Below are 26,343 nucleotides of genomic sequence, written 5' to 3' on the forward strand. Positions count from 1 at the left end.
GCGCGCACGGAGCGTCCCGGTAGGCGTCCGGCAGGAGGTCGGGGGCGGGCAGGGAACGCAGCCGGGCGTGCCGCCGTCCCAGGCCCGGACTCAGGCTTTTGGGGCGGACATCGCCTCCTCCGCGCCGGCGGCTGCACCGGAGACGAAGGCGATGATGTCGTCCAGGGTGCGCAGTTCGGCGAGCTTCTCGGGGTCGGCGGAGGCCGACCCGGGGAAGCGGTCGCGGAGCGCGCCCATGATCTCGACCCGCTTGATGGAGTCGATGCCCAGGTCGGCCTCGACGTCCATGGAGGTCTCCAGCATGTCCACCGGATAGCCGGTCTTCTCGGCGACGCTCTCCAGCAGCGCCTTGCGGACGTCGTCCTCGGTGACGGGGGCGGACGCGGTGGGCTCCGGGGCCGGAGCGGGAGCCGGGGCAGGGGCCGGAGCCGAGGCCGAGGCAGGAGCCGGAGCCGAGGCCGAGGCAGGAGCCGGAGCCGGAGCGGGGGCGGGGGCGGGGGCGGGGGCGGACTGCTCCCGGTGAGCCGGCTCGGGGGTGTACGGAGGTGCCGGCTGCTCGGGCGCGGCGGGGGCCGCCGGCAGGGCCGGGGCCCACTGCTGGGCCGGGGCCTGCACGGGGGCGGGCGCCGGAGCCCAGTCCTGGGCCGGGGGGTAGGCGTGGGGCTCGGCGGGGGCGGGCGCGATACCGCTCTCCAGCATCGCGAAGCTGCGCAGCACCTCACTGGCCTGGGCGTGGCTCTGCCCGATCGCCACACCCTGCTGGCTGATGGCGGTGATACCGGTGAGGACGTTGTCGTCGGGGGAGCTGTCCAGCAGGTTGGTCAGCCGCTCGGCCACCCGGAGCTGGCTGCCCAGGTACTCGCGGTGCATGGACAGGTGCTCCCACGCGACCGCGCCGGTGCCCGGAAGGCCGGCGGCCCGGGGTATGCCGCCCTGCGGGACGGCGGCCGGCGGGGCCGCGGCGGCCTGGGTCTCCTGCGGCACGGCGGGTCCGGCGCCGGCCGGCGGAGTGTTCGCGGTGCCTTCGGCGCCTTCGGCGCGGTAGCCGTTCTCCAGGGCCTCCTGGTAGGCCTGCCTGCGCTGCTCGGAAACGTGGTTCACACCGTTCAACGGAATCGTCATCCCCTCTGCCGGACGGACCGGCTCGATGTCAGCGGTGTAGCGGTTGCAGTCGGTCAGGGGCGCGCCGAGCACGAGGAGCCGTGCGGCGAGCTGCTTGAGCGCGCGGTCGCCGTCCCCCTTGGGGCCGGGGTCCGCGCTGAGGACGACGACGTCCTCTCGGTCGGCGAGGGTGCGGCGCACCAGGCCGGAGAGCACCGACTTGGGTCCGAACTCCACGAAGACCCGGAAGCCGTCCCGGTACATCTCGTCGACCCGCGGGGCGAAGTGGACCGGTGCGGTGAGCTGGCCGACCAGCACCTCCCGGTTGCCCGCGATGCGCCGTCCGTAGGAGGCGCCGGGCGCGTCGGCGTACACCGGGAACGCCGGCGGGCGCACCCGGGTGGCCTCCACGGCCTCCTTGAAGGTGTCCACCGCGTGGGCGACGTAGCGGGTGTGGAAAGCGGCGGCGACGGGCAGCTCGCGGGCGGTCACCCCCTCCTGGCCGCAGTCCTCGGCGAAGGCGCGCACCGCCTCGGTGCCGCCGCCCACGACCACCTGGTCGGGGGCGTTGACGTTGCACACCTCGACGTCCTCGTGGCGGGCGGCGATCTTCTCCACCGTCTCCAGGTCCGCGGAGACCGCGGCCATGGTGCCGGGGTCCTCCGCTCCCTCGGGCCGCATCGCCATCGCGCGGCCCCGGGCCCGGGCCAGGCGGTGGAGGTCCCGGTCGCCGAGGCTGCCGGCCGCCCAGAGCGCGGTCAGTTCGCCGAAGCTGTGGCCGAGCGCGCCGTCGGGGGTGAAACCCAGCTCGCGCAGGTAGCGGTACTGGCCGGCCGAGAGCGCGCCGATGGCGGGCTGGGCGTAGTCGGTGCGGCGCAGCGCGGCCTCCTGCGCCGCACGGGTGTCGTCGTCGAAGGCCGGCGGCGGGAAGACGGTGCGGCCCAGCGGCTCGGCGCCGGCGAACTCGGCGGCGGCCGTGTCGTAGGCAGCGCGCACCGGGGGCACGGCCATGGCAGTGCGCGCGCCCATGCGCGGGTACTGGCTGCCCTGTCCGGCGAAGAGCGCGGCCACCTTCACCGGCCGGGCGTCCCCCGCGGCGCCGTCCTTGCCGCCCAGGAGCGCGTCGCGCCGGTAGTAGGCGCCGCGGGGCAGGGCGAACTCCGGTGTGTCCGGCCGGGTGCGCAGCTCCCGGGCGGCGGCGGCGCGCAGTTCGGCCGCCTCCTCGTCTCCCGAGGCCACCAGCGCCAGCCGGGCGTGGCCGGCCGGGACCGGTTCGGTGCCGTCGGCGGGTGCCGCGTCCGACTCCAGCAGGTCCAGCAGTGCCGCCGGCTCCTCGGCGTGCCACAGGTGGACACGGGCGGCGGGTGCGAGGACGGCGAGTCCCTTGCCGTCCGGGTCGTTTTCCTCCAGCACGCAGTGGAAGTTGGTGCCGCCGAAGCCGAAGGAGGAGACGGCCGCGCGGCGGCGCTCGCGCGCCGGGTCGGCGATCCACGGCTGGGCGAGGGTGTTGACGTAGAAGGGCGAGTTGGGGAAGTCGACCGCCTCACGCGGCCGTTCGACGTTGATGGTGGGCGGGAGCACCTTCTGGTGCAGCGCGAGGGAGAGCTTGATCAGCCCGGCCGCGCCGGCGGCCGCCTTGGTGTGCCCGATCTGCGACTTGACGCTGCCCACCGCGGCGAACTGCCGTTCCTCGGTCGCCTCGGCGTACACCTCGCGCAGCGCCGTCAGCTCGGTGAGGTCGCCGACCGAGGTCCCTGTGCCGTGGCATTCGACCAGGCCGACCTGCTCGGGGCCGAACCCGGCGTCGTCGTAGGCTCTGCGCAGCGCGGTGACCTGGCCCTCCCGCCGGGGGGCGTAGATGGACTTGAAGCGGCCGTCGCTGGATGTGCCGATGCCGCGCAGCACGGAGTAGATCCGGTCGCCGTCGCGCTCGGCGTCCGCCAGACGCTTGAGGGCCAGCATCCCCAGCCCCTCGCCGATGAGGGTGCCGTCGCTGTCCTCGTCGAAGGGCCGGATGCGGCCCGACCGGGAGAAGGCCGGAGTCTTGGAGAAACACATGTACATCAAGATCGTGTTCTCCGCGTCGCAGCCGCCGGTGAGCATCAGGTCGGCGCGGCCGGACACCAGTTCGGAGACGGCCATCCGCACGGCGGCCAGCGAACTGGCGCAGGCCGCGTCCACGGTGCAGTTGGTGCCGCCGAGGTCGAAGCGGTTGGCGATGCGCCCGGCGACGACGTTGCCGAGCATCCCGGGGAAGGAGTTCTCCTCCCAGGGGGCGAAGGCCTTGGTGAACTTGTCGGCGATCTCCTCCGCGTCCCGTTCACTCAGGCCACAGCTGCGCACCACTTCCCTGAGCACGGGTGTCTGCAGACGGGCGGCCAGGGGCTGCGTGAGGGAGTTCGCCCCGGTGATGCCCAGGACGCAGCCGGTCCGGGAGGGGTCGTACCAGCCGGATTCGGGCGCCCCGGTGTCCCTGAGGGTCTGCTTGGCCACCATCAGGCTGAGCAGCTGGAGGACGTCGGTGACCTCCAGGGTGTTCGGCGGCAGGCCGAACTCCATCGGGGAGAACGGGACGGTGGGCACGAAACCGCCGTGCTTGGCGTAGGTCTTGTCCGGTGCGGACGGATCGGGGTCGTAGTAGTCGGAGATCTTCCAGTGGGACTCGGGTACCTCCTCGATGCAGTCATTGCCCTCGGCGATGTTCTTCCAGAACTCGTTCAGGTCACCGGAGCGCGGGTAGAGCGCGCCCAGGCCTACGACGGCTATCGGGGTGTCGGAAAGTTTCCTGGGGGGAGGTTGCTGAACCATGGGGACTCCAACCGGTGTCGGGGAGGGCTCCTGTGTGATGTGCCGCGGCGGGGCGCCCGTCATCCCGGGGCGGGGGCCGCCTCGGGGACCGCCGCGGCGGCGATGTGCCGCAGGGCTTCCGGGTCGCGCAGCATCGAGTAGTGGTCCCCGGGGGTCTGCCCGGTGCTCAGGTCGTCGCAGAGCTCGGACCAGCCCAGTGGATCGGGGGTGGCGAGAAGACCACGCTCGGGGCGCAGCAGGACCAGGGGCGGACCGGCGGGGCGCGGTCGGTGCGCGGCGGCCAGCCGGTTGTTGCGCCGCAGGCCGTCGAGGTAGGTGTCGTAGACCTTGCGCAGACCGGGGAGGGTGGTGCCGGGCCGCAGGACGCCGCTGTCCAGCCCGGCGCGCAGCACCCGCTCCAGCGCCGCGTCCGGCTTGCCGTCCGGGCCGTCCGGGCCGTCCGGGAAGTCGGTGGGCAGGGAGTCCGGACCGCCGCCGCGCTTGGCGGCCAGGTACATGCAGAACCAGGGCAGGGCCAGGCCGTGCCCGATGGCCTCCTCGGGCTGCACATAGCCGGGCACGGGCGCGATGCTGTCCAGCAGCACCAGCCGGCGAGGCCGTTCGCCCTGCTCCAGCAGGCCGGCGAGCGCGTGCCCGACCACACCGCCGAAGGACCAGCCCAGCAGGGTCCAGGGCCCCGACAGCAGTCCCCGGGAACGCAGTGCCTCGGCGGCGCGGGAGGCCAGGAGGTCGATCGAGGTGGTGACGCGTCCGCTGTCCAGCGCGGCCCGGAAGTACTCCGGGACCTGTTCGAGGTCCACCACGTGCAGCCCGGTGCCCGGCGGAAGCGCTTCGGCCAGATCCGCGTAGTGGGCGGCGGGCACGGCGCCCGGGTGGATCACCAGTACCCGGGCGGCCTCCGGTCCGCCGTCGCCTCCGAAGGTACGGACGATTTCGGGCCGAGTGCGCTCAGGCCGCATGCTCGGCCTGCTTCTCGGCGATGTACCGGGCCAGCTGCGCGATGGTCGGGTGATACCACAGCGCTGTGGTCTCCAGCTCGAACCCCAGCCAGTCCTCCAGTTCCCCGGAGAGGACCAGCGCTTCGGTGGAGTCCAGGTCGAACTCGTCGAAGTACTGCTCGGGGTCGACCTCCGCGGGCTTGACGCCCAGCTTGTGGGCGACCTTCTCCAGCAGCCACTTCTGGACGGCCTCGGCGGTGAGCGGTTCCGAGTTGGCGCGGGCGGTCTCGGCGGACGAGGTGTCGGACACGTGTTCTCTCTTTCTGGGAGGCTTCGGGGGCCGGTACACGGCCGCGGGGTCCGCGGCCTGGATTCCGAGCATCTGGGTCAGTTCCGTCACCAGCCACGCGGCGGCAGGGCGAGCGGAGGTCCAGCGGTACACGTGCGGTGCCGGAACGACGTCAGGGGGCCGCGTCGCGGGACCTGTGCAGCGCTTCGCGGATCGCCTCGGCCGCCGCGAGACCGGAGTCGAACGCGGACTCGTGCAGACCGATGACGTCCGGGCCGAGTTTGCGCGAGTGGAAGTAGGAACCGGCGAACATCAGGCGCTCGGCGGGGTCGTTGAGGGAGTAGATCTCGCTCTGGAGTCTGCGGGCCTCCAGGGTGAAGACCGGGTGCCGGTAGGCGATCTCCTCGATGACGTGCTCGTCGCGGATGTCCACTCCGGAGTCCAGGGTGAGGAAGTAGTCCCTGGTGCCCTCCAGGCACTGGAGGTCGTTGAGGTAGTAGTTCACCCAGGAGGCCTGTTCGCCGTCGAGGTCCCTGCGGCCGTAGTTCCAGCTCCGCCAGGCGGTCCGGTCCTCCGGCATCACCGACGGGTCGGTGTGCAGGGTGGCGCGGGTGGGGTGGTAGGCGAAGGCCTCCAGCATCCGCTGCCGCGGGGTGGGGTTCTCCAGCATCGCCAGGGAGTCGTCGGCGTGGGTGGCCAGGACCGCGTAGTCGAAGCGCTCGGCCCCTGCCGCGGTCCGCACCACGACACCGTCCGGCTCCTGCCGCACGCCCAGCACGGGGGTGGCCGGCCGTATCCGTGCGCGGGCCGCGCGCAGCCGGGCGGCGGCGGCGCGGACGTAGGAGACGCTGCCGCCGGTCACCGTTCGCCAGGGTGCTGTGCGTCCTCCCAGTCCCTCGGCGCCGTGCGCGAAGAAGAAGGCGATCACCGTGGAGGCGGGCATGTCCCAGATGCGGTCGGCGGGCACCGACCAGGCCGCCGTGGAGATCAGCACGATGAAGCCGTACCGGAACTCCTCGGAGTAGCCGTGCCGGTCGAGGTACTCCCCCAGCGGGACGTCGGCCTGCTTGCGTACGAAGTGCCTGGGCGACTCGGTGAGGAACCGCCGGGCCTCCTGCCACAGCCGGACGAACTCGTCCGGGTACCGTTCCCGCACCTCCTCCTCAGGCCGCTCGAAGTCGTCGGACACGTAGGCGCTCTTGGCGTCCAGGTCGAAGAAGCAGAACTTCCCCGGGTGGCTCTGCGTCGCCACGCCCAGGTCGGCGAAGAAGCGGGTGATCTTCGGGTAGTGCGGCTCGTTGTAGACGATGAAGGCGGTGTCCAGTCCGAAGGTGCGGCCGGCGTCCTCCACCTCGACCGTGTAGGCGTGCCCGCCCAGCCGCGGTTCGGACTCGAACAGTGTCACCTGGGCGTCCTCGCACAGCCCACAGGCTGCCGAGATGCCTGCCGCCCCGCCCCCTATGACGGCGACCTGCGGTTTCATCGGCTCCTCCTCATGGAATTCGCGGGCCCCGGTGTGGTTCCCCGGGCTCCGGGGGTCAGGGTGAACACAGCGCTCTCCGTTTGCTTGTGGCCACGTCTCCACATGGACGCGGGCGAGCAGGCAAGGTGTTTCGAACCGTCCGGCATGGGCCGACGACTCTCATCTGAATTCATTTCCGGTGAGGCGAGATTTTTCGGGCATAGGCGGCCGAGATCGCCAATTCACCTTCCATGCTTCAGGCCAGGAGAATTGAGCAACGACCGGTGTCACATCAGAGAAACCAGAAAACTACCTGCTTGGAAACCCCTCTCAAGCACTTGGTGAAAGCAGTGGGCAACACGGGTTGCGACGAGGAGACAGGCCGCGCCGGCGAAGGCCCGGGCCCGCCCCGAGACCGGCGGACGCAGGTGACCCGCAGCGGGACGGGGAAGCTTGGAGGAGGCTTCCGGCCAAGGCCCCGAAGGCTCCGGGAGGAAGGCGCCGACCGCCGGGCCACGACCTCGCGGCCATCGTCGGCAGGACAGGTCCGTCTCCCTGACTAACCTTCTACGTAAGGCAGTTGAGGCGTCACAGTCGATGCGCGAGCCACGCACCGCCACCCCGTGGAAGACCGGACTCCCCTGGCCGCTTGCCGGATGTCCGGCACGCGTTGCCGGAGGCCGAAGCAGCCTGCGCGCCCGGCGGGCACGGCACCGCGCCCACGCTCGGCGGCGCTACTCGGCCGACGCCGCAGAGCCGCACCCCCCGACCGCCCCGGCACCAACCGGGGAGGGAGGCCGGTCCACTGCTAACAAACTGCTCGGTGCGAACCCTTCGGAAGTTCCTGCGAACACACCGGCAATCACAGATCGCCACCCCCGCGCTTTCAAGGCGAAAGACGTCCGAGCCCCCGCTGCGTCTCGGAACGGGCATGACCTTAGCAGGGTGCGCGCGCCCCCTGCATTAACGGGGCACATCTTTTTCACACGCTCCGGAGAATTCGACATGACGTCAATATGGGACCGTGCAGGTACCCCGTGGGGCATCCCGGCCTGGGATTATGCGGCGAATGGGTGAGCGCACCGGTGTTCACCTCCCTTCCCCTCCCGCTGTCGCACTGCATACGGCCCCGGGCCGGGTGTCACCGCACGGGCCCCTCCTCCGACGGCCGCGCAGGGGTGCCCGGCGGTACGGGTGCCGCCGGGTCCGGAGCGGAGCTACGGTGGAGGAAGAGCCCTACCAGTGCCCCGGGAAGGGGGCGGCACGGTGACCCGCAGTGTGGACGGAACGCCCCTCACCGACCTCCGCGCCGGCTTCGCCGGCGATGTCATCACCCCCGGCGACGCGCCCTACGACGAGGCCCGCACGGTCTTCAACGCGATGATCGACCGGCGCCCCGCCGTCATCGCCCAGTGCGAGAACGAGCACGACGTGGCCGAGGCGATCCGGTTCGGGCGGGAGAACGGCCTGGAGATCGCGGTCCGCGGCGGCGGGCACAGCGTCGCGGGCATGGCCCTGACCGAGGGCGGCATCGTCATCGACCTGCGGCGCATGCACACGGTCGCGGTGGACCCCGGCCGGCGCACCGCGCGGGTCGGCGGCGGCGCCGTCATGAGCCATCTGGACCGGGCCACCGAACCGTACGGTCTGGCGACGACCGGCGGCCGGGTCTCCACCACCGGGGTGGGCGGGTTCGTACTGGGCGGCGGAGCGGGCTGGCTGGACCGCAGGTTCGGGCTGGCGAGCGACAACCTGCTGTCCGCCGAGCTGGTCACAGCGGACGGCCGCACCGTGCGCGCGAGCGAGGACGAGAACCCGGAGCTGTTCTGGGCACTGCACGGCGGTGGCGGCAACTTCGGCGTGGCCACCTCGCTCACCCTGCGACTGCATCCGCTTCCGGAGGTGACCGCGGCCCTGCTGATATGGCGGCCCGACGCGGGCCCGGAAGTGGCACGTGTCTACCGCGGCTTCCTCGAGTCCGCCCCGGACGAGGTCGGCGGGGGGCTCATCTACCTGACCGCGCCGCCCGAGGAATTCGTCCCCCGGGACATGACCGGGAAGCTCGCCTGCGCGGTACTGATCACCTACGCGGGCGGCATGCAGGAGATGCGCGATGTCGCCGAGCCCGTGCTCGACATGGACCACGACGCCGAGATGATCACCGAGCTGTCCTACGCCGACCTGCAGTGCATGCTCGACGACCCGCCCGGTTACCGGAACTACTGGTCCGCCGAGTACCTGGCCTCCTTCCCGGACCCGGCCGTGGACGCCTTCTGCGCCCGCGCCGCCGATCTGCTCGTGCCCTCGCCCTCCCAGCACGTGCTCTTCCCACAGGGCGGCGCGGTCGCGCGGGACCCGGCGGACCACCCGACCCCCTGGCGGCGGGCGCCGTGGGTGGTCCACCCCTTCGGGCTGTGGGAGGACCCGGCCGACGACGAGCGCGTCAGGCGGTGGGCCCACGACGTGCGTGCCGACGTCAGGCCCTGGTCGACCGGCGCGGTCTACCTCAACTTCATCGGGGACGAGGGCGAGGACCGCGTCGTCGCCGGTTTCGGGCCGGACAACCACCGGCGGCTGGCCGCGGTCAAGGCCGAGTACGACCCCGGCAACGTCTTCCGGCTCAACCACAACGTCAGGCCCCGCTGACGCCGCGCCCGCACGGCGTGGCGGGGGCCGGGACGACGGCGGTGGAGGCCGCCGGCACCGACGACGCACCGGCCGGGCGGCGGCATGACCGTACGCCGGGCCGGCCGAGGCCTCGATGTGACGCCCGGTCACCCCGCTCCTGGTTACCGTGACGACGCGTCCGTAGAATGCCTGTGTGAACCGGCGACCGCACACACCGATCCGCCTCCACCGGGCCCGGGTCCGCATGGTGCTGCTGGTCCTGGCGGTGCTGACCGGGATGGTGGCCATGCACGGCCTGGGTCCGGTCGGTACGGCCGCCCCGTCGGGCGCTCCCCGTGGCGCGTTCGCGGCCGGTCACGCGATGCACGCGAGCGCGGACACCGCCGCGTACGGCTCCCCCGGCACCGTCGCGGGCGACGCCTGCGCGCACCCGGACCACGGGACGAACGGGCACCTGGACCACGCCGACGCCATCTGCGCGGCCGTGGGCGTCCCCGGCCCGCCCGTCCTGCCGACGCTCCTCGCCTCCGTCGTCGCCCCGGCGACGGAGGCGGCCGCTGCGGGACAGGCGCCCTCGGCGGCCCTCTCCTGCCGCGCTCCTCCGTCACTGAGCGCACTGCAGCTCCTGCTCATATAGGCGCGCCTCCGCGCGCCGCCGCTCCTCCCGGGGACCGGCGGCCACGCGCGACGCGCCCTTGTCCCGCCCCGCCCTCGGGGTTTCCCTCCCACAGCAGGAGCCGTATCACCATGACCGCACACCGCTTCGTCCTGCGCCGCGCCGCCCTCGCTGCGACCGCCGCGACCGCCGCCGCCGTCCTGGCCGCCTGCGGTTCCCAGGAGCCCTCTCCCGCGGACCGCGGCGGCCACGACGACAAGCCCGCCGCGGGTTCCTCCGCCCCGGCATCGGCCGGCTCCCACAACGCCGCCGACGTCTCCTTCGCACAGGGGATGATCCCCCACCACCGGCAGGCGGTGGTGATGGCCGAGCTGGCCGGGACCCGGGCCGCCTCACAGGAGGTCAAGGACCTGGCGGCCGAGATCAAGAAGGCTCAGGACCCGGAGATCGAGACCATGTCCGAGTGGCTGGAGTCCTGGGGCGAGCCGGTGCCCCCGGAGACGGAGGACATCGCCGGGACGGACCACTCCGGCCACGGCTCCCACGGAATGCCCGGGATGATGGACCCCGAGGAGATGGCGGAGCTGGAGAAGTCCTCCGGCGAGGCGTTCGACACCGCCTTCCTGAAGATGATGATCGAGCACCACGAGGGTGCGGTGGCCATGGCCGAGGAAGAGAAGGAGAACGGTTCCCACGGCCCGGCGAAGGCCATGGCGGACGACATCATCACCGCCCAGAACGCCGAGATCGACACGATGGACGAGCTGCTCGGCCACAGGTAGGGCCGCCGCCGGAGACCGGGGTCCGCATGACGCGGACCCCGGTCTCCGGTTTATGCACCGCTTTCGGGTGTTACCCGTTCGCGCGGCACCGCGGGCCCTGCCCCACGCCCGGGCAGAGCCCGCGGGATCGAACGAAACAGCGTGAAAGGGGACAACCGTGACGACGATGGTCAGCGAGATGCTGCGCACCTACCCGGCCGACCTCGGCGGTGTGAACCGCGAGGCCATGGAGCGCTGCATCGCCGAGTGCTTCGACTGCTCGCAGGCCTGTACGGCGTGCGCGGACGCCTGCCTGTCGGAGGACATGGTCGCCGAGCTGCGCAAGTGCATCCGCACCAACCTGGACTGCTCGGACATCTGCGAGGCCACCGGCAAGATCCTGTCCCGGCACACCGGATACGACGCCAACATCACCCGCACCCAGCTCCAGGCCTGCTCCATGGTCTGCAAGTCCTGCGCGGAGGAGTGCGAGCGCCACGCCGACATGCACGAGCACTGCCGCATCTGCGCCGAGGCCTGCCGCCGCTGCGAGCAGGCCTGCAACGAGCTGCTGGCGACCCTCTGAGACCGGGGACCGCTGTCCTCCGCCGCCCCGGCCCCGGCCGGGGCGGCGCCGCGTACGGGCACGGGCGGGGCCGGGGCGGCACCCTCCCCGCCGGGTCCGGTGGCGGGCGGCGTAGATTGGCGGTTGGCACAGCACCGTACCGACGCGAGGATCTCCGATGCCCGCTCGTCTCCGCTCCCGTTCCCGCTCCCTGGCCGCCGTGACGGCCCTGCTGGCGGCCGTCACGGCCGGCTGCTCGGGCGACCAGGACGGTCACCGGGACTCCTCCGCCGGGCACTCCCGCGACGGCGGAACCGGCATCGACCACATCCACGGCCTGGGCGTCAACCCCGGGGACGGAAAGCTCTACGTCGCCACCCACCGCGGCGTCCTCGCCGTCGACGGCGACGGCTCCGCGAAGCGCGTGAGCGACATCGCCGACTACATGGGCTTCACCGTCGCCGGACCGGACACCTTCCTCGGCAGCGGCCACCCGCCCGAGGGCAGCGACGAGCCCGCCAACCGCGGCCTGATCGAAAGCACCGACGCGGGAAAGACCTGGAAGACCCTCTCCCTGGCCGGCGAGGTCGACTTCCACGCCCTGGAACAGGCCGGCGGCACCGTCTACGGCTACGACAGCACGAACGGGATGCTGCGCGTCAGCGAGGACGGCGAGAACTGGGACGAGCGGGCGAGGCTGGCCGCCCTGGACATCGCCGTCGGCCCCGCCGGCACCGACACCGTCCTGGCCACCACCCGGCAGGGCGTCGCCCGCAGCACCGACGCGGGCGAGACCTTCGCCGGCGCCGCCGGACCGGTGCTGGCGTACCTGTCCTGGGCCGGCGGGGACGGACTGTACGGGATCGGCCCCCGGGGCACGGTCCACCGCAGCACCGACGGCGGCGGAAGCTGGACGGAGACCGGCACGGTGCCCGGCGGGCAGGCCCAGGCGCTCACCGCGGTCACCCCCGACCACGTCCTGGCCGCCACCGCCGACGGCGTCTACGAATCCACCGACGGCGGCAAGACCTTCACCCGGCGCCTGGAGACATCGGCGGGCGGCCACTAGTGCCGCGTCAGCCGAGGTTCGCCCGGTGGCGAGGCTCCCCCGGCCCCCGGCCGGGGATGCCCCCGGGCGCGTGCGACCGCAAGGCGGCCGGAAGCCGCATGCGGTCGGTCCCGCCCGGACTTTCGGCCAACGCGGCATGGGGGCGCCCCGGCCGGATGCCGGGGGACGCGGCGAGCGGGGTGGACCTGGCTGACGCGGCTCCGGGTCCGGCCCCGGAGCACTCCCGGCCCCGAAACCGGCGGGAAAAGCATCAGTCCTTGTCCTCGTGCCATCCGTCGCTGTGCAGGAACCCCTGGAGGGCGCGCCGCCGTCCGGTGTGCTCGCGGACGCGGGCCGCGTACTCCTCCTCGTCGACGACGGGGACGCCCGTCTCCCTCAGCACCGACAGCGCGGGCGCGGGGCGTTCCCGCTCGGCCCGGGAGAAGAACTGGCCGCGCAGGGTGTCCAGTACCTGGTCCAGGGCCGACCACAGGGGTTCGGTGGCCGCCGGGTCGGGCCGGCTCCCGGGGGCGACGCCGGCGCGGAGCAGCAGCAGGGCGTCGTCGAGGGCGGCCAGCGCGCGGGCGGGGGCCTTGTTCCGCCGGGTCGAGTGGAAGCAGTGGACGACCGGGTAGGCCAGATGCTGCTCGCCCAGGCGCAGCAGCGGCTCGGTCAGGGAGACGAGCTGCTGGTTGAACATGGAGCTGAAACCGCTCCCGGTCCACCCCACGGCGACGATGCCGGCGGCGTCCTGCCCCAGGGAGTGGATCTGCTGGGCGAGCACGCGCTTGTGAACCACCGCCTGCACCACCTGCACCAGGTAGGTGAGGGAGAGCGTGACGAGGAAGAGTCCCGTCAGGGAGGCGGCGGCGGTGGCCACCTGGGCCCAGGCGGTGTCCGGCACGTAGTCGCCGATGCCCAGGGTGAAGACCGTGTAGCCCGTGAAGTACACACGGTCCCACCCGCCGGCTGGCTCGGAGGTGCGGGAGGCGACGACGGAAGCCGTGTCGGAGCTGAAGACCAGCCACCACCCGGCCCACAGCAGCACCGCCCACGTCGCGAAGGTGATCAGCAGGGTGCACGTTCCGCTCCACTTCAGGAAGGCCGAGCCGCGCCCCGCCCGGGCGTTGAGCGCCAGGAACACCCGCCACACCGTCCTGGCCACCCGGCCGCTGACCGGACCGGTGACCGTGACCATCGACAGCGCGGTGACCGCCGCGTCGGCCAGCGTCAGAATCACCAGGGCGCAGCCGGCGATCGCCGCCGGCACGCTCGTCACGCCGCCTCCTTCCGCGTGTCGCCCCGCCGCTCCCCGGCCCTGCGGTAGGCGGTCAGACCGGGGGTGGTGGTGATGCCGTGCACGACGGTGCTGGAGGCGATGACCAGCGTCCCGGCTGCCAGTACCGGCGGATCGGCGCCGAGCCGGTGGGCCTCCATCGTCAGGTAGAACAGGGCCGAGACGCCGATGGGGCCGAACCAGCCCATGAAGAGGGTGTCCCGCCAGTTCAGGGACAGCGGCCGTTTCAGCGCCAGCAGGACCGGCAGACGGCGCAGCAGCAGTACGCCCAGGACCAGCAGGGCGCCGCGCCACCAGCCCAACTCGCCCCACTCGCGCCAGGGGATCACGGCGCCGAGCACGACGAACAGCGGCAGGACGAGGAAGCGGTTGACCGCCTCGTCGTTCTTGTCCTCGTCGGCGCGCTCGCGGACCGAGCTCGTCGCGTTGAAGGCGAGCCCGCTGACGAAGACGGCCAGGACACCGTCGAGGCGCAACAGCCCGGCCGCCCCCAGGACGAAGAAGGCCAGCAGCAGGGTGTAGACGAGCAGGGGGCCGGACTGGACGGTCCGGTGCTCCTCCGCCTTGCGCAGCGCCCGGCCGCCCAGCACGCCCGCCACCGCTCCGAGGACGACCGCGCCCAGCACCTGCCACAGGGACTCCAGCAGTGCGTCACCGCCGCTGAGGGTTCCGGCGATCGCCACCGCGGCCAGCACCAGGGGCAGGGCGAGACCGTCGTTGGCACCCGACTCCAGGGAAAGCAGCTGCCGGGTGCGGGCGGTGATCGTCTTCTCGGCCGGCTCGCCGGTGACCACGCTGGAGGCGAGCACCGGGTCGGTGGGGCACAGGGCCGCGCCCAGCAGCGCCGCCGCGCCGAGGCCGACCCCGAGGACGGCGGCCGACAGGGCCGTGGTGATCAGCGCCATCCCCAGCATGGCCGCCAGCAGCAGGACGGTCAGGGGCTTGGCCCTGGACCGCACGTCGTGGAACGGGTAGCGCAGGGCGATCGCCATCACCGACACCGCCAGGAGCAGGCGGGACGCCTCGTGCAGCTCCTTGTGCCCCTCCACCACGGTGGGCAGATCGAGGACACCCAGCACCTCCGGGCCGAGGACGATCCCGGCCAGCAGCGCCAGCAGCGGCCCGCTCAGCGGGGCGCGCTGGATACGCGCGGAGAGGACTGCGACCACCAGGGCGAGGGCCGCGGTGACGGTCAGGAGTTTGTCCAGCATGTCCGTGCGGCTGCCCTGCTCCGTTCTTGTCATGCACCGATAGCCGGCCCGGCCACCCGGCGGGCGGGGCGTCCGGGTGACGTGGACGGCCCGAGCGGCCGGGCGGGTGCGTCGGCCGGGCCCCGGAGCGGGAGCAGCCGCTCCGGGTACCTACAAACGTTCGCTTCCGGCACGGAGGAGCAGCACCATCCCATCCGAAGGGGTGGTGTCAGACGCTCTCCGGCTCAGCCCGGTGTTCTGACGGACCGTCAGCGGAAATCCGGCCCGTCAGGAAGCCGCGACGGCGGGTCGCACTGAGGAGAGGAGAAACCCTTGAGGGCAGCCGACTCGAGTGATCGCGCCGCTCATCGGGGTCGCCGCATCCCACGGCAGCGCCGGGGCCCCGGCGGGCCTCGCACGGCCGCCTGCCCGCTCCGGCGGGAGCGGGCACGCCACCGGGAAGACCGGCTCCTGCCCCGGCGGGCCGAGATGTAGGAGGTGCCCGGCACGAGAGAACACCACTGCGAGCGACACGCCCCCGAGGAAGCGGGCGGGGCCCGGCCACCGGACCCCGCCCGCACGTGTGCCCGGCGGGCTCCCACTTCCAGGGGACGGCGTGCCAGGGCCCGGCCGGGTCGGTGGACAGGACCCGGCGGGCGGCCGGCATCTCATGGCACCAGTGGCCGGACTCCTCGTCGTCGTCGGAGTCGTCGAAGCGCAGGCAGCGGCCGAGGACGCAGCCGGCCGTCCGCACGGGCGGGCCGTGCCTCCACAGAGCGGTTGGGGGCAGGCGTCACCATGGAGGGCCCCCGGTTTTCGCGTGTCTCCCCCGATCCGGGACGTGAGAAGTCACCGAATGCGCTCCGCCCGTCACAACCGCTTCGCCGCAAGCGGTTCGACCGGTTCCGCCTCCGGCCCGCGGCCGGGCCCGGCGGCCTGCGCGACGGTGTGCGGGGGGATGTGGCGCGGCGGGCGCGCAGGCGGCGTGCGTGCCCGGCCGTACAGGGGGAAGGGCTGCGGTGTGCCTGCTCTGCCTGCCCGCCCTTCCCACCGCACCCGTTCCGAACGCGAGCGGCTCGCCCAGGAGCTGCTGGACCGCGCGACTCCGGTGATGAGCGCGCTGGGCGTGCTGTTCCTGCTGCTCGTGCTCGGCGAGCGGCTGGCCCGGCCCGGCAGTGCGCTGAGCACGGTCATGGCCGTGGCCGGCTGGCTGCTGTGGGCGGTGTTCGCCGCGGAGTTCCTCGCCCGTCTGCTCATCGCTCCCGACACCAGAGCCTTCTGGCGGCGCAACTGGTGGCAGCTCCTCTTCCTGGTGCTGCCCTTCCTCCGGGTGCTGCGGCTGGCGCACTCGGTGCGGATGCTGCGCACCGGCCGGGTGCTCTCCTCGGTGGTGCGCTCCTCCCGCTCGGCGCGCCGGGTACTCGGCGGCCGGATCGGCTGGCTGGCGGCCGTCTCGGCGATCATCGTCCTGGGCAGCGGGGAGCTGGTGTACGAGTTCGGCTCCTACCGTTCCCTGGGCGAGGCGCTGCACGCCACCGCGCTGGCCACCGTCACCGGGGAGCCGCTGGACCGGCCCGGTGCCTTCCCCAAGGTCCTGGAGATCGTGCTGGCGGTCTACTCGGTCGCCGTCTTCGCCACCCTCGCGGGCAGCCTGGGGGCCTACTTCCTGGAGTCGCGCACCGCCGGGGATCATCGGGTCGGGGTCGGCAGCGGAGGGGGCGGGGATCCCTGATCACAGGTGGGTGTCCGGGCAGGGTCCGCGTGGTCGGCGAACCGGCGTCCTCGAAGCCGAGGGCCGCCCGCACGAAGTCACCGCCCCGCCCTCGACCGCTTCGCCGCCCTGTCCCACGGTCCCGGCGAACGCCGCCGCTGCCGCATCCCGCGCGGCATTCCGCTCATCCGGCCTCCTGCGGACTCATGCGCCGGGCCCGGAACAGCAGCAGCATGCTCACCAGGGCCAGCACCACGAGCACGACGCCCATGACGACCTCGTTGACCTGGGCCGCCTCGGGGGTGTTCTCCGGGCCGCCGTAGTCGATCAGGGCGGGCGCGACCAGCAGCCACACGCCGAGGAGCAGGACGATCAGGTCCGACAGCCACCCGCGCGGGCGTACGATCCGGGCGAAGGCGATGAGCAGCAGCACGATGCCGACGCCGGTCTCGTTGCGCTGGGCGTCGACCGCGGCGTCGTCGAAGGGGTACCTGAGGAACCACGAGGCCAGGACCAGCCAGATGCCGGCCAGCATCATCAGGCCGGTCACGAGCTGGTCCCGCACCCCGGAGGGACCGGGCGTGGACGCGGCGTCCCGGGCGGCTGCCCGTCCGCGCGGGGAGGAATGACGAGTCATGAGAACTCCTTACGGGATCTTCCCGACCATCTTCGTGCCGTTTGCGGCGGTTCGCCCAGTGCGCACCCCCGTCCCGGTCCCTTCCGGCGCCCTCCGCCCCCGGATCACCCTTCCGGCCGTACTCCGGCCGCTCCCCCGACGTTCGCCAGGGAACTGCCCGAGCCGGCCTGGGAGCGGGTGATCACACTGAACTTGCCGTCGGTCTCCAGCACCACCGCGGCGACCTCCTCGACCGAGCCGACCCCCTGGGAGCGGATCGCCTGAAGCACCTCGCTCCCGGTGACGCGCTGCCGGGCCATCGCCTCGTCGAGCATGCGTCCGTCGGTCAGCAGCAGAGTCGGATCGGCCTTGACCAGCCGCCGGAAGCGGCGGGACCGCACCGCCGCCCGGGCACTGGCGAACTGGAGGGTCACCAGCAGGGCCAGTGCGAGCACTCCCTCGGCGAGGGAGACGGTCGCGTTGAGCAGGATGGTGGCCAGCGTCGACCCCAGGGCCACGGTGACCACCAGGTCGAACGCGTTCATCTTCGCCAGCGTGCGCTTGCCCGAGAGCCGCACCGCCGTGATCAGGGCCGCATAGGAGCACGCGGTCATGACGGCCACGCGCAGCAGGTCGTATCCGGTGTCGAAGAACATCGGGCACGACTACCCCGCGACTCCGTTCCGCAACATGTCCGCGCTTCCCTGTGACCGGCCCGGTACCCGCACCTTCAGCGGGGCCGCGCGGCGTGCAGACCGGCGGTGACCAGCTTGCGGATGGCGATCACGGCGGCGGCCGCCGCGATGGTGCTCCAGTTCGGGTCGCCGGCCAGGCGCAGCAGTCCCGCCGCGGTCAGGAAGTCCAGGAGGACCGCCAGCGTGGGCGCGAGCCGCCTCGCCGCCGCGAGCACCACCGCGGCGGCCACCAGCCCGAAGGCGGTGGTGGCCAGCGCCGCCAGGTTCAGGGCGGTGGTCATACCGGTTCCGCCCGGGCCCGGGGGCCGTCCCCCTCCTTGCGGCGCTCGCGTTCGATCTCGGCGCGCTCGGCGGCGATCTCCCGGCCGAGGAAGAAGTTCAGGGCGGTGCGGATCGCCGCGATCGCGGCGAGTTGCCCGATCTCGGTGAAGCTCGGCGCGACGGCCGTGCGCAGTACGTCTCCGGCGAGCTGGAACTCCAGGCCCAGCGCCAGGAAACGCCCCAGGGTGAGCCGGATCCTGTTGAACCTGCGGTCCGGGCCGCCCCCGCGCACCATGGTCAGCAGGAAGCGCCCGAACGCCCAGACGGCGCCCACGAAGATGATCAGTGCGCCCGCCGCCTCCACCAGCCTGACCAGAAGGTCGACTGCTTCCCTGAGCGCGGACTCGGGCAGCACTTCGGCGGTCGTGTTCACGATCGGCGAGTACCCGCACCGGTCCGCTCATTCCGCGGACGGCCGGTGTGAGGCGTCTCACCGGATTTCATCCGGATTCATTCGACCCGGTGCGGAATGTCCGCGGTGGCCGGACGGTTGTACTCGTCGCGGGTGCCGGAGGGCGGGACAGTGTCCCCGGGCCTCACAACACCGCCTGCGAGGACGATCGTCCGGCTGAAGCCTCGCAGTGCCACTCGCCGCGAAGGCGACCGCCGCCCCCGGCACCCGCATGTCAGGCCGGCGCCGGCCAGGTTCCCCCCGTCCTGGCCGGCGCCTCCCATACCCGCGTGCCGGGCGTTTGCCGGGCGTCCGGCGGCAAGTTACCGTCACCCGCATGACAGCCGATCCCGTCCGCGCCCGGGTGCGCCTGAGCGCCGAGGACCGGCGCGGGCAGTTGATCGCCATCGGGCTGAGGCTGCTGGTCAGCCGCCCCATCCACGAGCTGTCGATCCACGAGGTGGCGGCCGAGGCGGGTATCTCGCGCGGTCTGCTGTTCCACTACTTCCCGACCAAGCGCGACTACTACGCCGCGGTGGTCCGGGCCGCCGGGCAGCGGCTGCTGCGGCACACGCGCCTGCCGGACGAGGGCGGGCGCGAGGAGCGGGTGCGCGCCGTGGTCGGGGGTTTCACCGGCTTCGTGCGGCGCCGCCGCGCCAACTACGTGGCCCTGGTGCGCGCCGGAGCCGGCGGGGACGAACTGGTGGTGGAGGTGTTCGAGGGCATCCGCGCCACGCTGGCCGAGCGGATCCTGACGGCGCTGGGCGAGCCCTCCCCCGATCCGCTGGTGCGGCTCGCGGTGCGCGGCTGGCTGGCGATGGCGGAGGAGATGGCGATCGAGGCCGGGGAGGAGGTGGCGGCCGAGGAACTGGTGGGCTTCCTCGTCGACGGTCTCGGCCGGCTGCTGGCGCCCCTGGGCGCACCACTCGCCCCGCCGCGCTGACCTACCCGAGCCCGCCGGCAGGCGAGGGTGATCCGGACCACCCCGCACCCACGCTATTGAGCACTGGTCAGTATGTTGGCTACGCTCGCCGTCGCGACGACGCCGCCGTGGGCGGGCGCCCCGGACGTCGGACGTCCCCCGGCGAGGAAACCGGCCGTGGACTTCGCCCGTTCACCGCGGGCCCGTGAGCACGCCCAACGCGTCACCGGGTTCGCCGGCACCTCGCCGGTACCGGGACCGTCTCCCGCGGGGGCGCGCGCCTCGGCGCCCCCGCGCGGCCGGGCCGAAGGCGGGGCGGTCCCGCCGCCGGCCGCGGGGACTGCGGCGACAGGGCAGGAAACACGACGGAAGACACAGGAGCACACGGCATGAGCACCCGTCAGAACATCCTCATCACCGGGGCCAGCGCCGGGCTGGGCGAGCAGATGGCCCGCGAGTTCGCAGCCAGGGGGCGCGACCTCGCCCTGTGCGCCCGCCGCACCGACCGCCTGGAGCGGCTGCGCGAGGAGCTGCTGGCCGCCCACCCCGGCATCACGGTCTCGGTACGCGCGCTGGACGTCAACGACCACGGCGCCGTCTTCGAGGTCTTCCGCGCCTTCCGTGCCGACCTGGGCTCGCTGGACCGGGTCGTGGTCAACGCCGGACTGGGCAAGGGCCAACCGGTCGGCACCGGCCGCTTCGACGCCAACCTCCAGACCGCGCGGACCAACTTCACCGCCGCCCTCGCCCAGTGCGAGGCCGCCGTGGAGGTCTTCCGCGACCAGGGGGCGGGCCACCTGGTCGTCGTCTCCTCCATGAGCGCCATGCGCGGCCTACCCCGCAACCTCACCACGTACGCGGCCAGCAAGGCCGGCGTCGCGGCCCTCGCCGAGGGCATCCGCGCCGAGCTGCTGCGCACCCCGGTCAAGGTCACCACCCTCTTCCCCGGCTACATCGCCTCCGAGATGAGCGGACCGGCCGGCCGGACGCCGCTGATGGTCTCCACCGAGAAGGGGGTGCGCGCCATGGTGAAGGCCATCGAGGCCGAACGCGCCCAGGCGAAGGTGCCCGCCTGGCCCTGGGTACCCATGGGCTTCGCCATGCGCCGGCTGCCCCTGGGCGTCGTGGCGAGGATGAGCTGAGAAGACCCGCTCCCCCGGCCTTCCCCGGGCCCCGGCTTCGCCCGCCTCCCCGGGCGGCGCGGCGGCAGCGCCGGCCCCGACAGCCCGGAAAGCACCGACAGCACTTCGACGACAGGAGGGCAGCGATGCCGGTCATCCATCTGGTCCGCCACGGCCAGGCCACGTTCGGCGCCGACACGGCCGAGGGGTACGACGCGCTGTCGGACCTCGGACGCGGACAGGCCGAGGTCGCCGGGGCCGAACTGGCCCGGCGTGCGCCGCGCGACCCGGTCGTAGTCTGCGGCACCCTGGCCCGGCAGCGCGACACCGCGGAGATCATCGCGAGGACCGCCGGGCTGCCCGGGGCGCCGCGCACCGATGCGCGGTGGAACGAGTACGACCACATCGACCTCGTCGAGCGCTACGGCGGCTCCGCGCCGCAGGACGCCCCCGCCGGCGCATCCGCCGACACCTCCGCCGGCTCACGTGGCGTCCAGGCGGTCCTCGACCGGGCTCTCGAGGCGTGGATGGCCGACACCGGCGAGGGCGGCTGGCAGCGGTTCGCCTCCGGCGCCGCCGACGCGCTGCGGGGACTGGCCGACGGACTCCGGCCCGGGAGCGACGCGGTGGTGGTCACCTCCGGCGGGGTGCTGGCGGCCCTGTGCGGAGGGCTGCTGTCCGCTCCGCCGGCCGGAATCGTGGCACTGAACCGGGTAACCGTCAACGCCGCGATCACCACCCTCGTCGCGGGTTCCTCCGGCATCAGCCTGCTGGCCTTCAACGACCACGCGCACTTCGCCGGGGAACGGCGTGCGCTGCTCACCTACCGCTGACCCGGCCGCTCGCCGCCGTCCGCCCCTGCGGAGCGGTCCCCGCCCCCGTGCGCGCGGTGCGGGCGGCCGCACGCGAGCCGTCCCGGCCGAACGGGGAGTCCGGGCCGGGACGGCGTCACGGAACGGACGCGGGCGGGTGCGCGGGAACGTCCCCCCGTGCCCGCCGTGTCAGGACAGGCTCGCCAGCGCCCGGTTGAGGGTCTGCGACGGACGCATGACGGCCGAGGCCTTGGCGTCGTCGGGCCGGTAGTAGCCGCCGATGTCGGCCGGGGAGCCCTGGACCGCGGCCAGCTCGCCGACGATCGTCTGCTCCTGCTCGGACAGCTCCTGCGCCAGCGGGCCGAAGGCCTGCGCGAGCTCGGCGTCGTCGGTCTGCTTCGCCAGCTCCTGCGCCCAGTACAGCGCCAGGTAGAAGTGGCTGCCGCGGTTGTCGATGCCGCCGATGCGGCGGGTGGGCGACTTGTCCTCGTTGAGGAAGGTGGCCGTGGCCCGGTCGAGGGTGTCGGCCAGCACCCGGGCCTTGGCGTTGCCCGTGGTCTGCGCCAGGTGCTCGAAGCTGACCGCCAGGGCCAGGAACTCGCCCAGGCTGTCCCAGCGCAGGTAGTTCTCCTTGACCAGCTGCTGGACGTGCTTGGGCGCGGAGCCGCCGGCGCCGGTCTCGAACAGGCCGCCGCCGTTCATCAGCGGGACGACGGAGAGCATCTTGGCGCTCGTGCCCAGCTCGAGGATCGGGAACAGGTCGGTGAGGTAGTCGCGCAGCACGTTGCCGGTGACCGAGATGGTGTCCTCGCCGCGTCGGATGCGCTCCAGGGAGAACTTCGTGGCCTCCGCCGGCGCCATGATCTCGATCCGCAGGCCCTCGGTGTCGTGCTCGGCCAGGTAGGTGCGGACCTTCTCGATCAGCCTGGCGTCGTGGGCGCGGGTCTCGTCCAGCCAGAACACCGCCGGGGCGCCGGTGGCGCGGGCGCGGGTGACGGCCAGCTTGACCCAGTCCCTGATCGGGGCGTCCTTGGTCTGGCACATGCGGAAGATGTCGCCGGCGCCGACCGTCTGTTCCAGCACGACGTTGCCGTCGCCGTCGGTCACCCGGACGGTGCCGGTGGCGGGGATCTCGAAGGTCTTGTCGTGGCTGCCGTACTCCTCGGCCTTCTGCGCCATCAGGCCGACGTTGGGCACCGAGCCCATGGTGGCCGGGTCGAAGGCGCCGTTGGCGCGGCAGTCGTCGATGACGGCCTGGTAGATGCCGGAGTAGGAGCTGTCGGGCAGGACCGCGAGGGTGTCGTGCTCCTGGCCGTCGGGGCCCCACATGTGGCCGGAGGTCCGGATCATGGCCGGCATGGAGGCGTCGACGATGACGTCGCTGGGCACGTGCAGGTTGGTGATGCCGCGGTCGGAGTCGACCATGGCCAGCTCGGGGCCCTCGGCCAGCTCGGCCTCGAAGGACTCCTTGATCTTCGCGCCCTCGGGCAGCGACTCCAGGCCCTTGAGGATGCCGCCGAGCCCGTCGTTCGGGGTGAGGCCGGAGGCGGCGAGGGTACGGCCGTACTCGGCGAAGGTCTTCGGGAAGAAGGCGCGCACCACGTGGCCGAAGATGATCGGGTCGGAGACCTTCATCATGGTGGCCTTCAGGTGGACCGAGAACAGCACGCCCTCGGCCTTGGCGCGGGTGATCTGGTTCCCCAGGAACTCGCGCAGTGCGGCCACCCGCATGACGGCCGCGTCCACGACCTCGTCGGCGAGCACGGGCACGGACTCGCGCAGCACGGTGGTGGAGCCGTCGTCGCCCACCAGCTCGATGCGGAGCGCGTCGTCCTTGGCGAGGACCGCGGACTTCTCGGTGGAGCGGAAGTCGTCCACGCCCATGGTCGCCACGTTCGTCCTGGACTCGGGGGTCCAGGCCCCCATGCGGTGCGGGTGGGTCTTGGCGTAGTTCTTCACCGAGGCGGGGGCGCGGCGGTCGGAGTTGCCCTCGCGCAGCACCGGGTTGACGGCGCTGCCCTTGACCTTGTCGTAGCGGGCGCGGATCTCCCGCTCCTCGTCGGTCCTGGGGGCGTCGGGGTAGTCCGGGAGCGCGTAGCCCTTCTCCTGGAGCTCGGCGATGACGGCCTTGAGCTGCGGGATGGAGGCCGAGATGTTCGGCAGCTTGATGATGTTGGCCTGGGGGGTCTTGGCCAGCTCGCCGAGCTCGGCGAGCGCGTCACCGATGCGCTGGTCCTCCTTGAGGTACTCGGGGAAGACCGCGATGATCCGCCCCGCCAGGGAGATGTCACGGCTCTCCACGGCGACGCCCGCCTTGGCTGCGTAGGCCCTGACCACCGGCAGGAAAGAGTACGTCGCCAGGGCCGGGGCCTCGTCGGTCTGTGTGTAGATGATGGTCGAGTCAGTCACCGGGTGCTCCGCTCCACGTCTGCAACATTGCTCGACATCAAGATATCCCGTGGAGGGCCTTCCCCCGAAAGTGCCCCGCCCCCGGCGGCGGCGCGTTCGCGCCGCCGCCGGGGGCGGGGTTGCGGGGGCCGCGGGCCCGGCCGTCTCAGTAGGGCCCGTTGACGTTGTCGATCGAGCCGTAGCGGTCGGCCGCGTAGTTGCAGGCGGCGACGATGTTGGCGACCGGGTCGTACTGGCTGTTCGCCGTGCCCGGGACGTGGTAGGCGTCGAAGGTCGGCTTGATCACCTGGAGCAGGCCGATCGAGGGGGTGCCGCGCTGGGCGTTGATGTCCCAGTTGTTGATCGCGTTCGGGTTGCCACTGGACTCACGCATGATGTTGCGGTGGATGCCCTCGTAGGTGCCGGGGATGCCGTTGGCCCGCATGATGTCCAGGGCCTCGCGGATCCAGCCGTCCAGGTTGTCCGCGTAGGCCTTCGGTGAGGCCTGGGGCGCGGTCTTCTCTGCGGCCGGGCGGGCCTCTGTCCGGCTCGCGCGCTCCGGAGCGCGCTTCGGTCCTCCGCCGGAGGACCGGGCGGCCAGGGTCAGCTCCTGGCCGGGGAAGATCAGGTGCGGATCGTCGCCGACGGTCTCGCGGTTGGCTTCGTAGACCGCCTGCCAGCCGCCCTCGACACCGTGGGCGGTGGCGATCCGGTGGAGGGTGTCGCCGGAGGTGACGGTGTGGGAGTCGGCCGCGGGCTTGCGCTCGGCCCCGGTCCTCACCTCGGACTCGCCGCCCGTCTGAGTGACGGGGACTCTGTCGGGGGTGCCGGAGCCCCGGGAGAGGCCGGCCGTCGGCCCGCAGGTGGGCCAGGCTCCCGGCCCCTGGAGTTCGAGCAGCTTCTCACCGGCGGCGATCTGCTCCTGCTTGGTGGCCAGATCGGCGCGCGGCGCGTACTCGGTGCCGTCGGCCGCCTCCCAGCTGGACTGCGAGAACTGCAGTCCGCCGTAGTAGCCGTTGCCGGTGTTGATGGACCAGTTGCCGCTGCTCTCGCATTCGGCGACCTTCTCCCACACCGCGGTGGAAGCCGCGCTCGCGCTGCCTGCGGCGACCATGGGTGCGGCGATTCCCGCACCACCGGCGGTGAGGGCGAGGGAGACACGCGAGAACTGACGGGATATCAAAGGTGTGCGGGGGCGGCGGTGACGACCACGGGACATGGGTGTGCTTCCTCTCCCACGCCTGCGAGGTTAGCTGTCGGATTCGGGCCGGAGTTGCCCGGCCCATTCCCTTCGCGTCAGGGGACGTCGGGAATGGGCTTCACCCCAAGCCGGGCCGCCGAAGGCGCGGCACGGCGCGTATGTGGTTTCCCCGCTCCTGCCATGGTCAGCTGTTGCCTCTCCCCGGCCGGGCGGCAGGACTCGGCGTCCCGGCGGTGGAGCCCCCACCAAGGACGGTGAAGGCCAGGACACATAAACACAGGCAATTCACGGAAGACAAGACGTCGGAAATCCGACGGCCTATCACTTTGTCACCGAGCCGACAAACACGGCCGCCATGCGTGTCCGGCCACCGGCCGGTCACGGGAGCCCGCGGGGCGGCACACACCTCAAAACGCCTCCGGGCCAGGAATTTCAGCCGCCGGCGTCCAAGGAACCCGGCGGCGGGCACACGAAGGGCGCGGCAGTGTGATTCCCGGCACACCATTCGAACGGCCGGGCCATTATGGGGCGTTGCTCACGACAGGAGCCTTTGAGGAACATAGGGGCCGTAAGGTCACGACTGATCCCTTCCTTCCCAATGACCCACTGTTCACCGCATAGGCGTTTTGCCGGTTTTCCGGTGCAGTCGCGGAGGCGAACGGCGGAAGCGGCCCCTCGCGCACGTTCACGCGAGGGGCCGCACCGCGCGGCCCGGACTCCGGCCGCCTCAGGACCTGCCGCCCGGTTCGTTGCGCCGGGCCCGGACCCGGCCCCGGTTCAGACGCGCTTCAGCTCCGCCGCTCCGAACGAGACGTCGAAGCGGTCGCACCAGATGCTCACACTGGTGAAAGCGTCCGGGTCGACATCGGCGGGCAGCGCGTAGTTCTGGTCCCCCTTGTTGCCCTTCAGCTTGCCGAGGCTGACGTACTCCCCGTCGTCGAAGACGCCCCAGCCGGCCCGGCCCTCCTTGACCGGCGCGTCGGTCAGCCAGACGTACAGGTCGGGCCCGTTGCTGGTGTCGAGGTCCTCCAGGCGCACGACGTGGGAGCCGTCGGCCAGCCGGACCAGCCGCACCGTTCCCGATGTGGCGTGCTCATGGGAGATCAGGTCGCCGCCGGCCAGCGTCCGCGGTCCGGCCTGCGCGGTCGGCGTCGCGGAGGCGGTCTCCCGGTCGGCCGCCGACGGGGCGGGCGCGCTCGGGGCCGCGGGCAGCGACTCCCGCACGGTCTCGTCCTGCCACAGCTTCCACGGCTGGAACCAGTACAGCCCTACACCGGCCGCCACCACGGCCACCACCGCGACCGCCACGACCAGCGGCCTGCCCACCACAGCGCGCAAAGCGCCCACCCCCATCCACTCGGAAAGTCAGCCGCCCCCATTCAACGCCAACAGCGGCGCCGGCGCACCATCCGGTACGTGGACGACCCACCCAGCCGCGCCGCGGCGCGCCGCCCGCATGGGC

At 72.6% G+C, this 26,343-nt stretch carries 22 protein-coding genes, 1 pseudogene and 1 riboswitch; of the genes and pseudogenes, 9 read left to right on the top strand and 14 right to left on the bottom strand.

The genetic code is table 11. The annotated features are described in order from the left end of the window. Positions 1–90: 90 nt before the first annotated feature. The 4 genes from ACGRHY_RS02305 to ACGRHY_RS02320 all read right to left on the bottom strand — a co-directional run bounded on the left by ACGRHY_RS02305 (position 91) and on the right by ACGRHY_RS02320 (position 6,619). Positions 91–3,909, bottom strand: coding sequence for a beta-ketoacyl synthase N-terminal-like domain-containing protein (locus tag ACGRHY_RS02305; RefSeq protein WP_394633705.1), 3,819 nt, complete (start codon positions 3,907–3,909; stop codon positions 91–93). A 59-nt stretch (positions 3,910–3,968) separates the two neighbouring features. Then, positions 3,969–4,868 carry a thioesterase domain-containing protein gene (locus ACGRHY_RS02310; RefSeq protein WP_394633706.1) on the bottom strand — a complete coding sequence of 300 codons (900 nt, stop codon included), beginning with the start codon at positions 4,866–4,868 and terminating at the stop codon, positions 3,969–3,971. Next, positions 4,858–5,157 (bottom strand): acyl carrier protein, encoded by a 300-nt coding sequence (locus tag ACGRHY_RS02315; RefSeq protein ID WP_394633707.1) that lies wholly within the window; start codon positions 5,155–5,157, stop codon positions 4,858–4,860. Before ACGRHY_RS02315 ends, ACGRHY_RS02310 begins: the two co-directional genes overlap by 11 nt. Before the next feature lie 151 nt (positions 5,158–5,308). Further along, positions 5,309–6,619, bottom strand: a complete 1,311-nt coding sequence (locus tag ACGRHY_RS02320) for an NAD(P)/FAD-dependent oxidoreductase (RefSeq protein WP_394633708.1) — start codon at positions 6,617–6,619, stop codon at positions 5,309–5,311. A gap of 1,245 nt (positions 6,620–7,864) precedes the next feature. Here ACGRHY_RS02320 and ACGRHY_RS02325 point away from each other — a divergent pair. The 5 genes from ACGRHY_RS02325 (at position 7,865) to ACGRHY_RS02345 (ending at position 12,237) form a co-directional block, all read left to right on the top strand. Beyond that, positions 7,865–9,244 carry an FAD-binding oxidoreductase gene (locus ACGRHY_RS02325; RefSeq protein WP_394633709.1) on the top strand — a complete coding sequence of 460 codons (1,380 nt, stop codon included), beginning with the start codon at positions 7,865–7,867 and terminating at the stop codon, positions 9,242–9,244. 175 nt (positions 9,245–9,419) lie between these two features. Beyond that, positions 9,420–9,863, top strand: a complete 444-nt coding sequence (locus ACGRHY_RS02330; RefSeq protein ID WP_394633710.1) for a DUF6153 family protein — start codon at positions 9,420–9,422, stop codon at positions 9,861–9,863. A gap of 110 nt (positions 9,864–9,973) precedes the next feature. Continuing rightward, on the top strand, positions 9,974–10,624 hold the full coding sequence (locus tag ACGRHY_RS02335; RefSeq protein ID WP_394633711.1) for a DUF305 domain-containing protein: 651 nt from the start codon (positions 9,974–9,976) through the stop codon (positions 10,622–10,624). A gap of 166 nt (positions 10,625–10,790) precedes the next feature. Next, positions 10,791–11,189 (top strand): four-helix bundle copper-binding protein, encoded by a 399-nt coding sequence (locus ACGRHY_RS02340; RefSeq protein ID WP_394637895.1) that lies wholly within the window; start codon positions 10,791–10,793, stop codon positions 11,187–11,189. A gap of 157 nt (positions 11,190–11,346) precedes the next feature. Further along, entirely contained in the window at positions 11,347–12,237 is an 891-nt protein-coding gene (locus tag ACGRHY_RS02345) for a F510_1955 family glycosylhydrolase (protein ID WP_394633712.1), read from the top strand. 250 nt (positions 12,238–12,487) lie between these two features. Here the strand turns inward: ACGRHY_RS02345 and ACGRHY_RS02350 are convergent, their stop codons facing one another. Continuing rightward, complete coding sequence (locus tag ACGRHY_RS02350) at positions 12,488–13,495, bottom strand: ion channel (RefSeq protein WP_394633713.1); 1,008 nt, start codon at positions 13,493–13,495, stop codon at positions 12,488–12,490. Beyond that, positions 13,492–14,757, bottom strand: a complete 1,266-nt coding sequence (locus ACGRHY_RS02355) for a cation:proton antiporter domain-containing protein (RefSeq protein ID WP_394633714.1) — start codon at positions 14,755–14,757, stop codon at positions 13,492–13,494. The genes ACGRHY_RS02350 and ACGRHY_RS02355 overlap by 4 nt, the downstream gene beginning before the upstream one ends. Before the next feature lie 967 nt (positions 14,758–15,724). Here ACGRHY_RS02355 and ACGRHY_RS02360 point away from each other — a divergent pair. After that, positions 15,725–16,435, top strand: a complete 711-nt coding sequence (locus tag ACGRHY_RS02360) for a hypothetical protein (RefSeq protein ID WP_394633715.1) — start codon at positions 15,725–15,727, stop codon at positions 16,433–16,435. 163 nt (positions 16,436–16,598) lie between these two features. On the opposite strand, the gene ACGRHY_RS02365 is transcribed toward ACGRHY_RS02360, so the two are convergent. The 4 genes from ACGRHY_RS02365 to ACGRHY_RS02380 all read right to left on the bottom strand — a co-directional run bounded on the left by ACGRHY_RS02365 (position 16,599) and on the right by ACGRHY_RS02380 (position 18,419). Further along, entirely contained in the window at positions 16,599–17,051 is a 453-nt protein-coding gene (locus ACGRHY_RS02365) for an SPW repeat domain-containing protein (protein WP_394633716.1), read from the bottom strand. A gap of 104 nt (positions 17,052–17,155) precedes the next feature. Continuing rightward, entirely contained in the window at positions 17,156–17,686 is a 531-nt protein-coding gene (locus tag ACGRHY_RS02370; RefSeq protein WP_394633717.1) for a DUF421 domain-containing protein, read from the bottom strand. A 74-nt stretch (positions 17,687–17,760) separates the two neighbouring features. Next, positions 17,761–18,006: a hypothetical protein gene (locus ACGRHY_RS02375; protein WP_394633718.1), complete on the bottom strand. Its 246-nt coding sequence runs from the start codon at positions 18,004–18,006 to the stop codon at positions 17,761–17,763. After that, on the bottom strand, positions 18,003–18,419 hold the full coding sequence (locus tag ACGRHY_RS02380; RefSeq protein WP_394633719.1) for a DUF1622 domain-containing protein: 417 nt from the start codon (positions 18,417–18,419) through the stop codon (positions 18,003–18,005). Before ACGRHY_RS02380 ends, ACGRHY_RS02375 begins: the two co-directional genes overlap by 4 nt. Before the next feature lie 355 nt (positions 18,420–18,774). Here ACGRHY_RS02380 and ACGRHY_RS02385 point away from each other — a divergent pair, with 355 nt between their 5' ends. The 3 genes from ACGRHY_RS02385 (at position 18,775) to ACGRHY_RS02395 (ending at position 21,313) form a co-directional block, all read left to right on the top strand. Then, positions 18,775–19,380 carry a TetR/AcrR family transcriptional regulator gene (locus ACGRHY_RS02385; protein WP_394633720.1) on the top strand — a complete coding sequence of 202 codons (606 nt, stop codon included), beginning with the start codon at positions 18,775–18,777 and terminating at the stop codon, positions 19,378–19,380. Positions 19,381–19,748: 368 nt separating this feature from the next. Continuing rightward, positions 19,749–20,501, top strand: a complete 753-nt coding sequence (locus ACGRHY_RS02390; protein WP_394633721.1) for an SDR family oxidoreductase — start codon at positions 19,749–19,751, stop codon at positions 20,499–20,501. A 125-nt stretch (positions 20,502–20,626) separates the two neighbouring features. Continuing rightward, positions 20,627–21,313, top strand: coding sequence for a histidine phosphatase family protein (locus ACGRHY_RS02395; protein WP_394633722.1), 687 nt, complete (start codon positions 20,627–20,629; stop codon positions 21,311–21,313). 168 nt (positions 21,314–21,481) lie between these two features. Here ACGRHY_RS02395 and ACGRHY_RS02400 read toward each other — a convergent pair whose 3' ends face one another. The 4 genes and pseudogenes from ACGRHY_RS02400 to ACGRHY_RS02410 form a co-directional block, all read right to left on the bottom strand. Further along, positions 21,482–23,701, bottom strand: a complete 2,220-nt coding sequence (locus ACGRHY_RS02400) for an NADP-dependent isocitrate dehydrogenase (protein ID WP_394633723.1) — start codon at positions 23,699–23,701, stop codon at positions 21,482–21,484. Positions 23,702–23,846: 145 nt separating this feature from the next. Further along, positions 23,847–24,596, bottom strand: a complete 750-nt coding sequence (locus ACGRHY_RS02405; RefSeq protein WP_491630969.1) for a transglycosylase SLT domain-containing protein — start codon at positions 24,594–24,596, stop codon at positions 23,847–23,849. A 3-nt stretch (positions 24,597–24,599) separates the two neighbouring features. After that, a pseudogene (locus ACGRHY_RS30240) lies at positions 24,600–24,899 on the bottom strand (transglycosylase family protein); the annotation flags it as partial. 4 nt (positions 24,900–24,903) lie between these two features. After that, a riboswitch (cyclic di-AMP (ydaO/yuaA leader) is annotated at positions 24,904–25,081 on the bottom strand. A gap of 577 nt (positions 25,082–25,658) precedes the next feature. After that, positions 25,659–26,234 (bottom strand): DM13 domain-containing protein, encoded by a 576-nt coding sequence (locus tag ACGRHY_RS02410; RefSeq protein WP_394633725.1) that lies wholly within the window; start codon positions 26,232–26,234, stop codon positions 25,659–25,661. Between the last annotated feature and the right edge of the window lie 109 nt (positions 26,235–26,343).

Source organism: Streptomyces shinuiensis, assembly GCF_043660855.1.
Taxonomy (GTDB): domain Bacteria; phylum Actinomycetota; class Actinomycetes; order Streptomycetales; family Streptomycetaceae; genus Streptomyces.

Bases quoted from the DNA above. Each gene is read 5' to 3' on its own strand.
- ACGRHY_RS02305 (WP_394633705.1), bottom strand. From the start codon at position 3,909: ATGGTTCAGCAACCTCCCCCCAGGAAACTTTCCGACACCCCGATAGCC.
- ACGRHY_RS02310 (WP_394633706.1), bottom strand. From the start codon at position 4,868: ATGCGGCCTGAGCGCACTCGGCCCGAAATCGTCCGTACCTTCGGAGGC.
- ACGRHY_RS02320 (WP_394633708.1), bottom strand. From the start codon at position 6,619: ATGAAACCGCAGGTCGCCGTCATAGGGGGCGGGGCGGCAGGCATCTCG.
- ACGRHY_RS02335 (WP_394633711.1), top strand. From the start codon at position 9,974: ATGACCGCACACCGCTTCGTCCTGCGCCGCGCCGCCCTCGCTGCGACC.
- ACGRHY_RS02340 (WP_394637895.1), top strand. From the start codon at position 10,791: ATGGTCAGCGAGATGCTGCGCACCTACCCGGCCGACCTCGGCGGTGTG.
- ACGRHY_RS02345 (WP_394633712.1), top strand. From the start codon at position 11,347: ATGCCCGCTCGTCTCCGCTCCCGTTCCCGCTCCCTGGCCGCCGTGACG.
- ACGRHY_RS02355 (WP_394633714.1), bottom strand. From the start codon at position 14,757: ATGACAAGAACGGAGCAGGGCAGCCGCACGGACATGCTGGACAAACTC.
- ACGRHY_RS02365 (WP_394633716.1), bottom strand. From the start codon at position 17,051: ATGACTCGTCATTCCTCCCCGCGCGGACGGGCAGCCGCCCGGGACGCC.
- ACGRHY_RS02370 (WP_394633717.1), bottom strand. From the start codon at position 17,686: ATGTTCTTCGACACCGGATACGACCTGCTGCGCGTGGCCGTCATGACC.
- ACGRHY_RS02375 (WP_394633718.1), bottom strand. From the start codon at position 18,006: ATGACCACCGCCCTGAACCTGGCGGCGCTGGCCACCACCGCCTTCGGG.
- ACGRHY_RS02385 (WP_394633720.1), top strand. From the start codon at position 18,775: ATGACAGCCGATCCCGTCCGCGCCCGGGTGCGCCTGAGCGCCGAGGAC.
- ACGRHY_RS02390 (WP_394633721.1), top strand. From the start codon at position 19,749: ATGAGCACCCGTCAGAACATCCTCATCACCGGGGCCAGCGCCGGGCTG.
- ACGRHY_RS02395 (WP_394633722.1), top strand. From the start codon at position 20,627: ATGCCGGTCATCCATCTGGTCCGCCACGGCCAGGCCACGTTCGGCGCC.
- ACGRHY_RS02410 (WP_394633725.1), bottom strand. From the start codon at position 26,234: ATGGGGGTGGGCGCTTTGCGCGCTGTGGTGGGCAGGCCGCTGGTCGTG.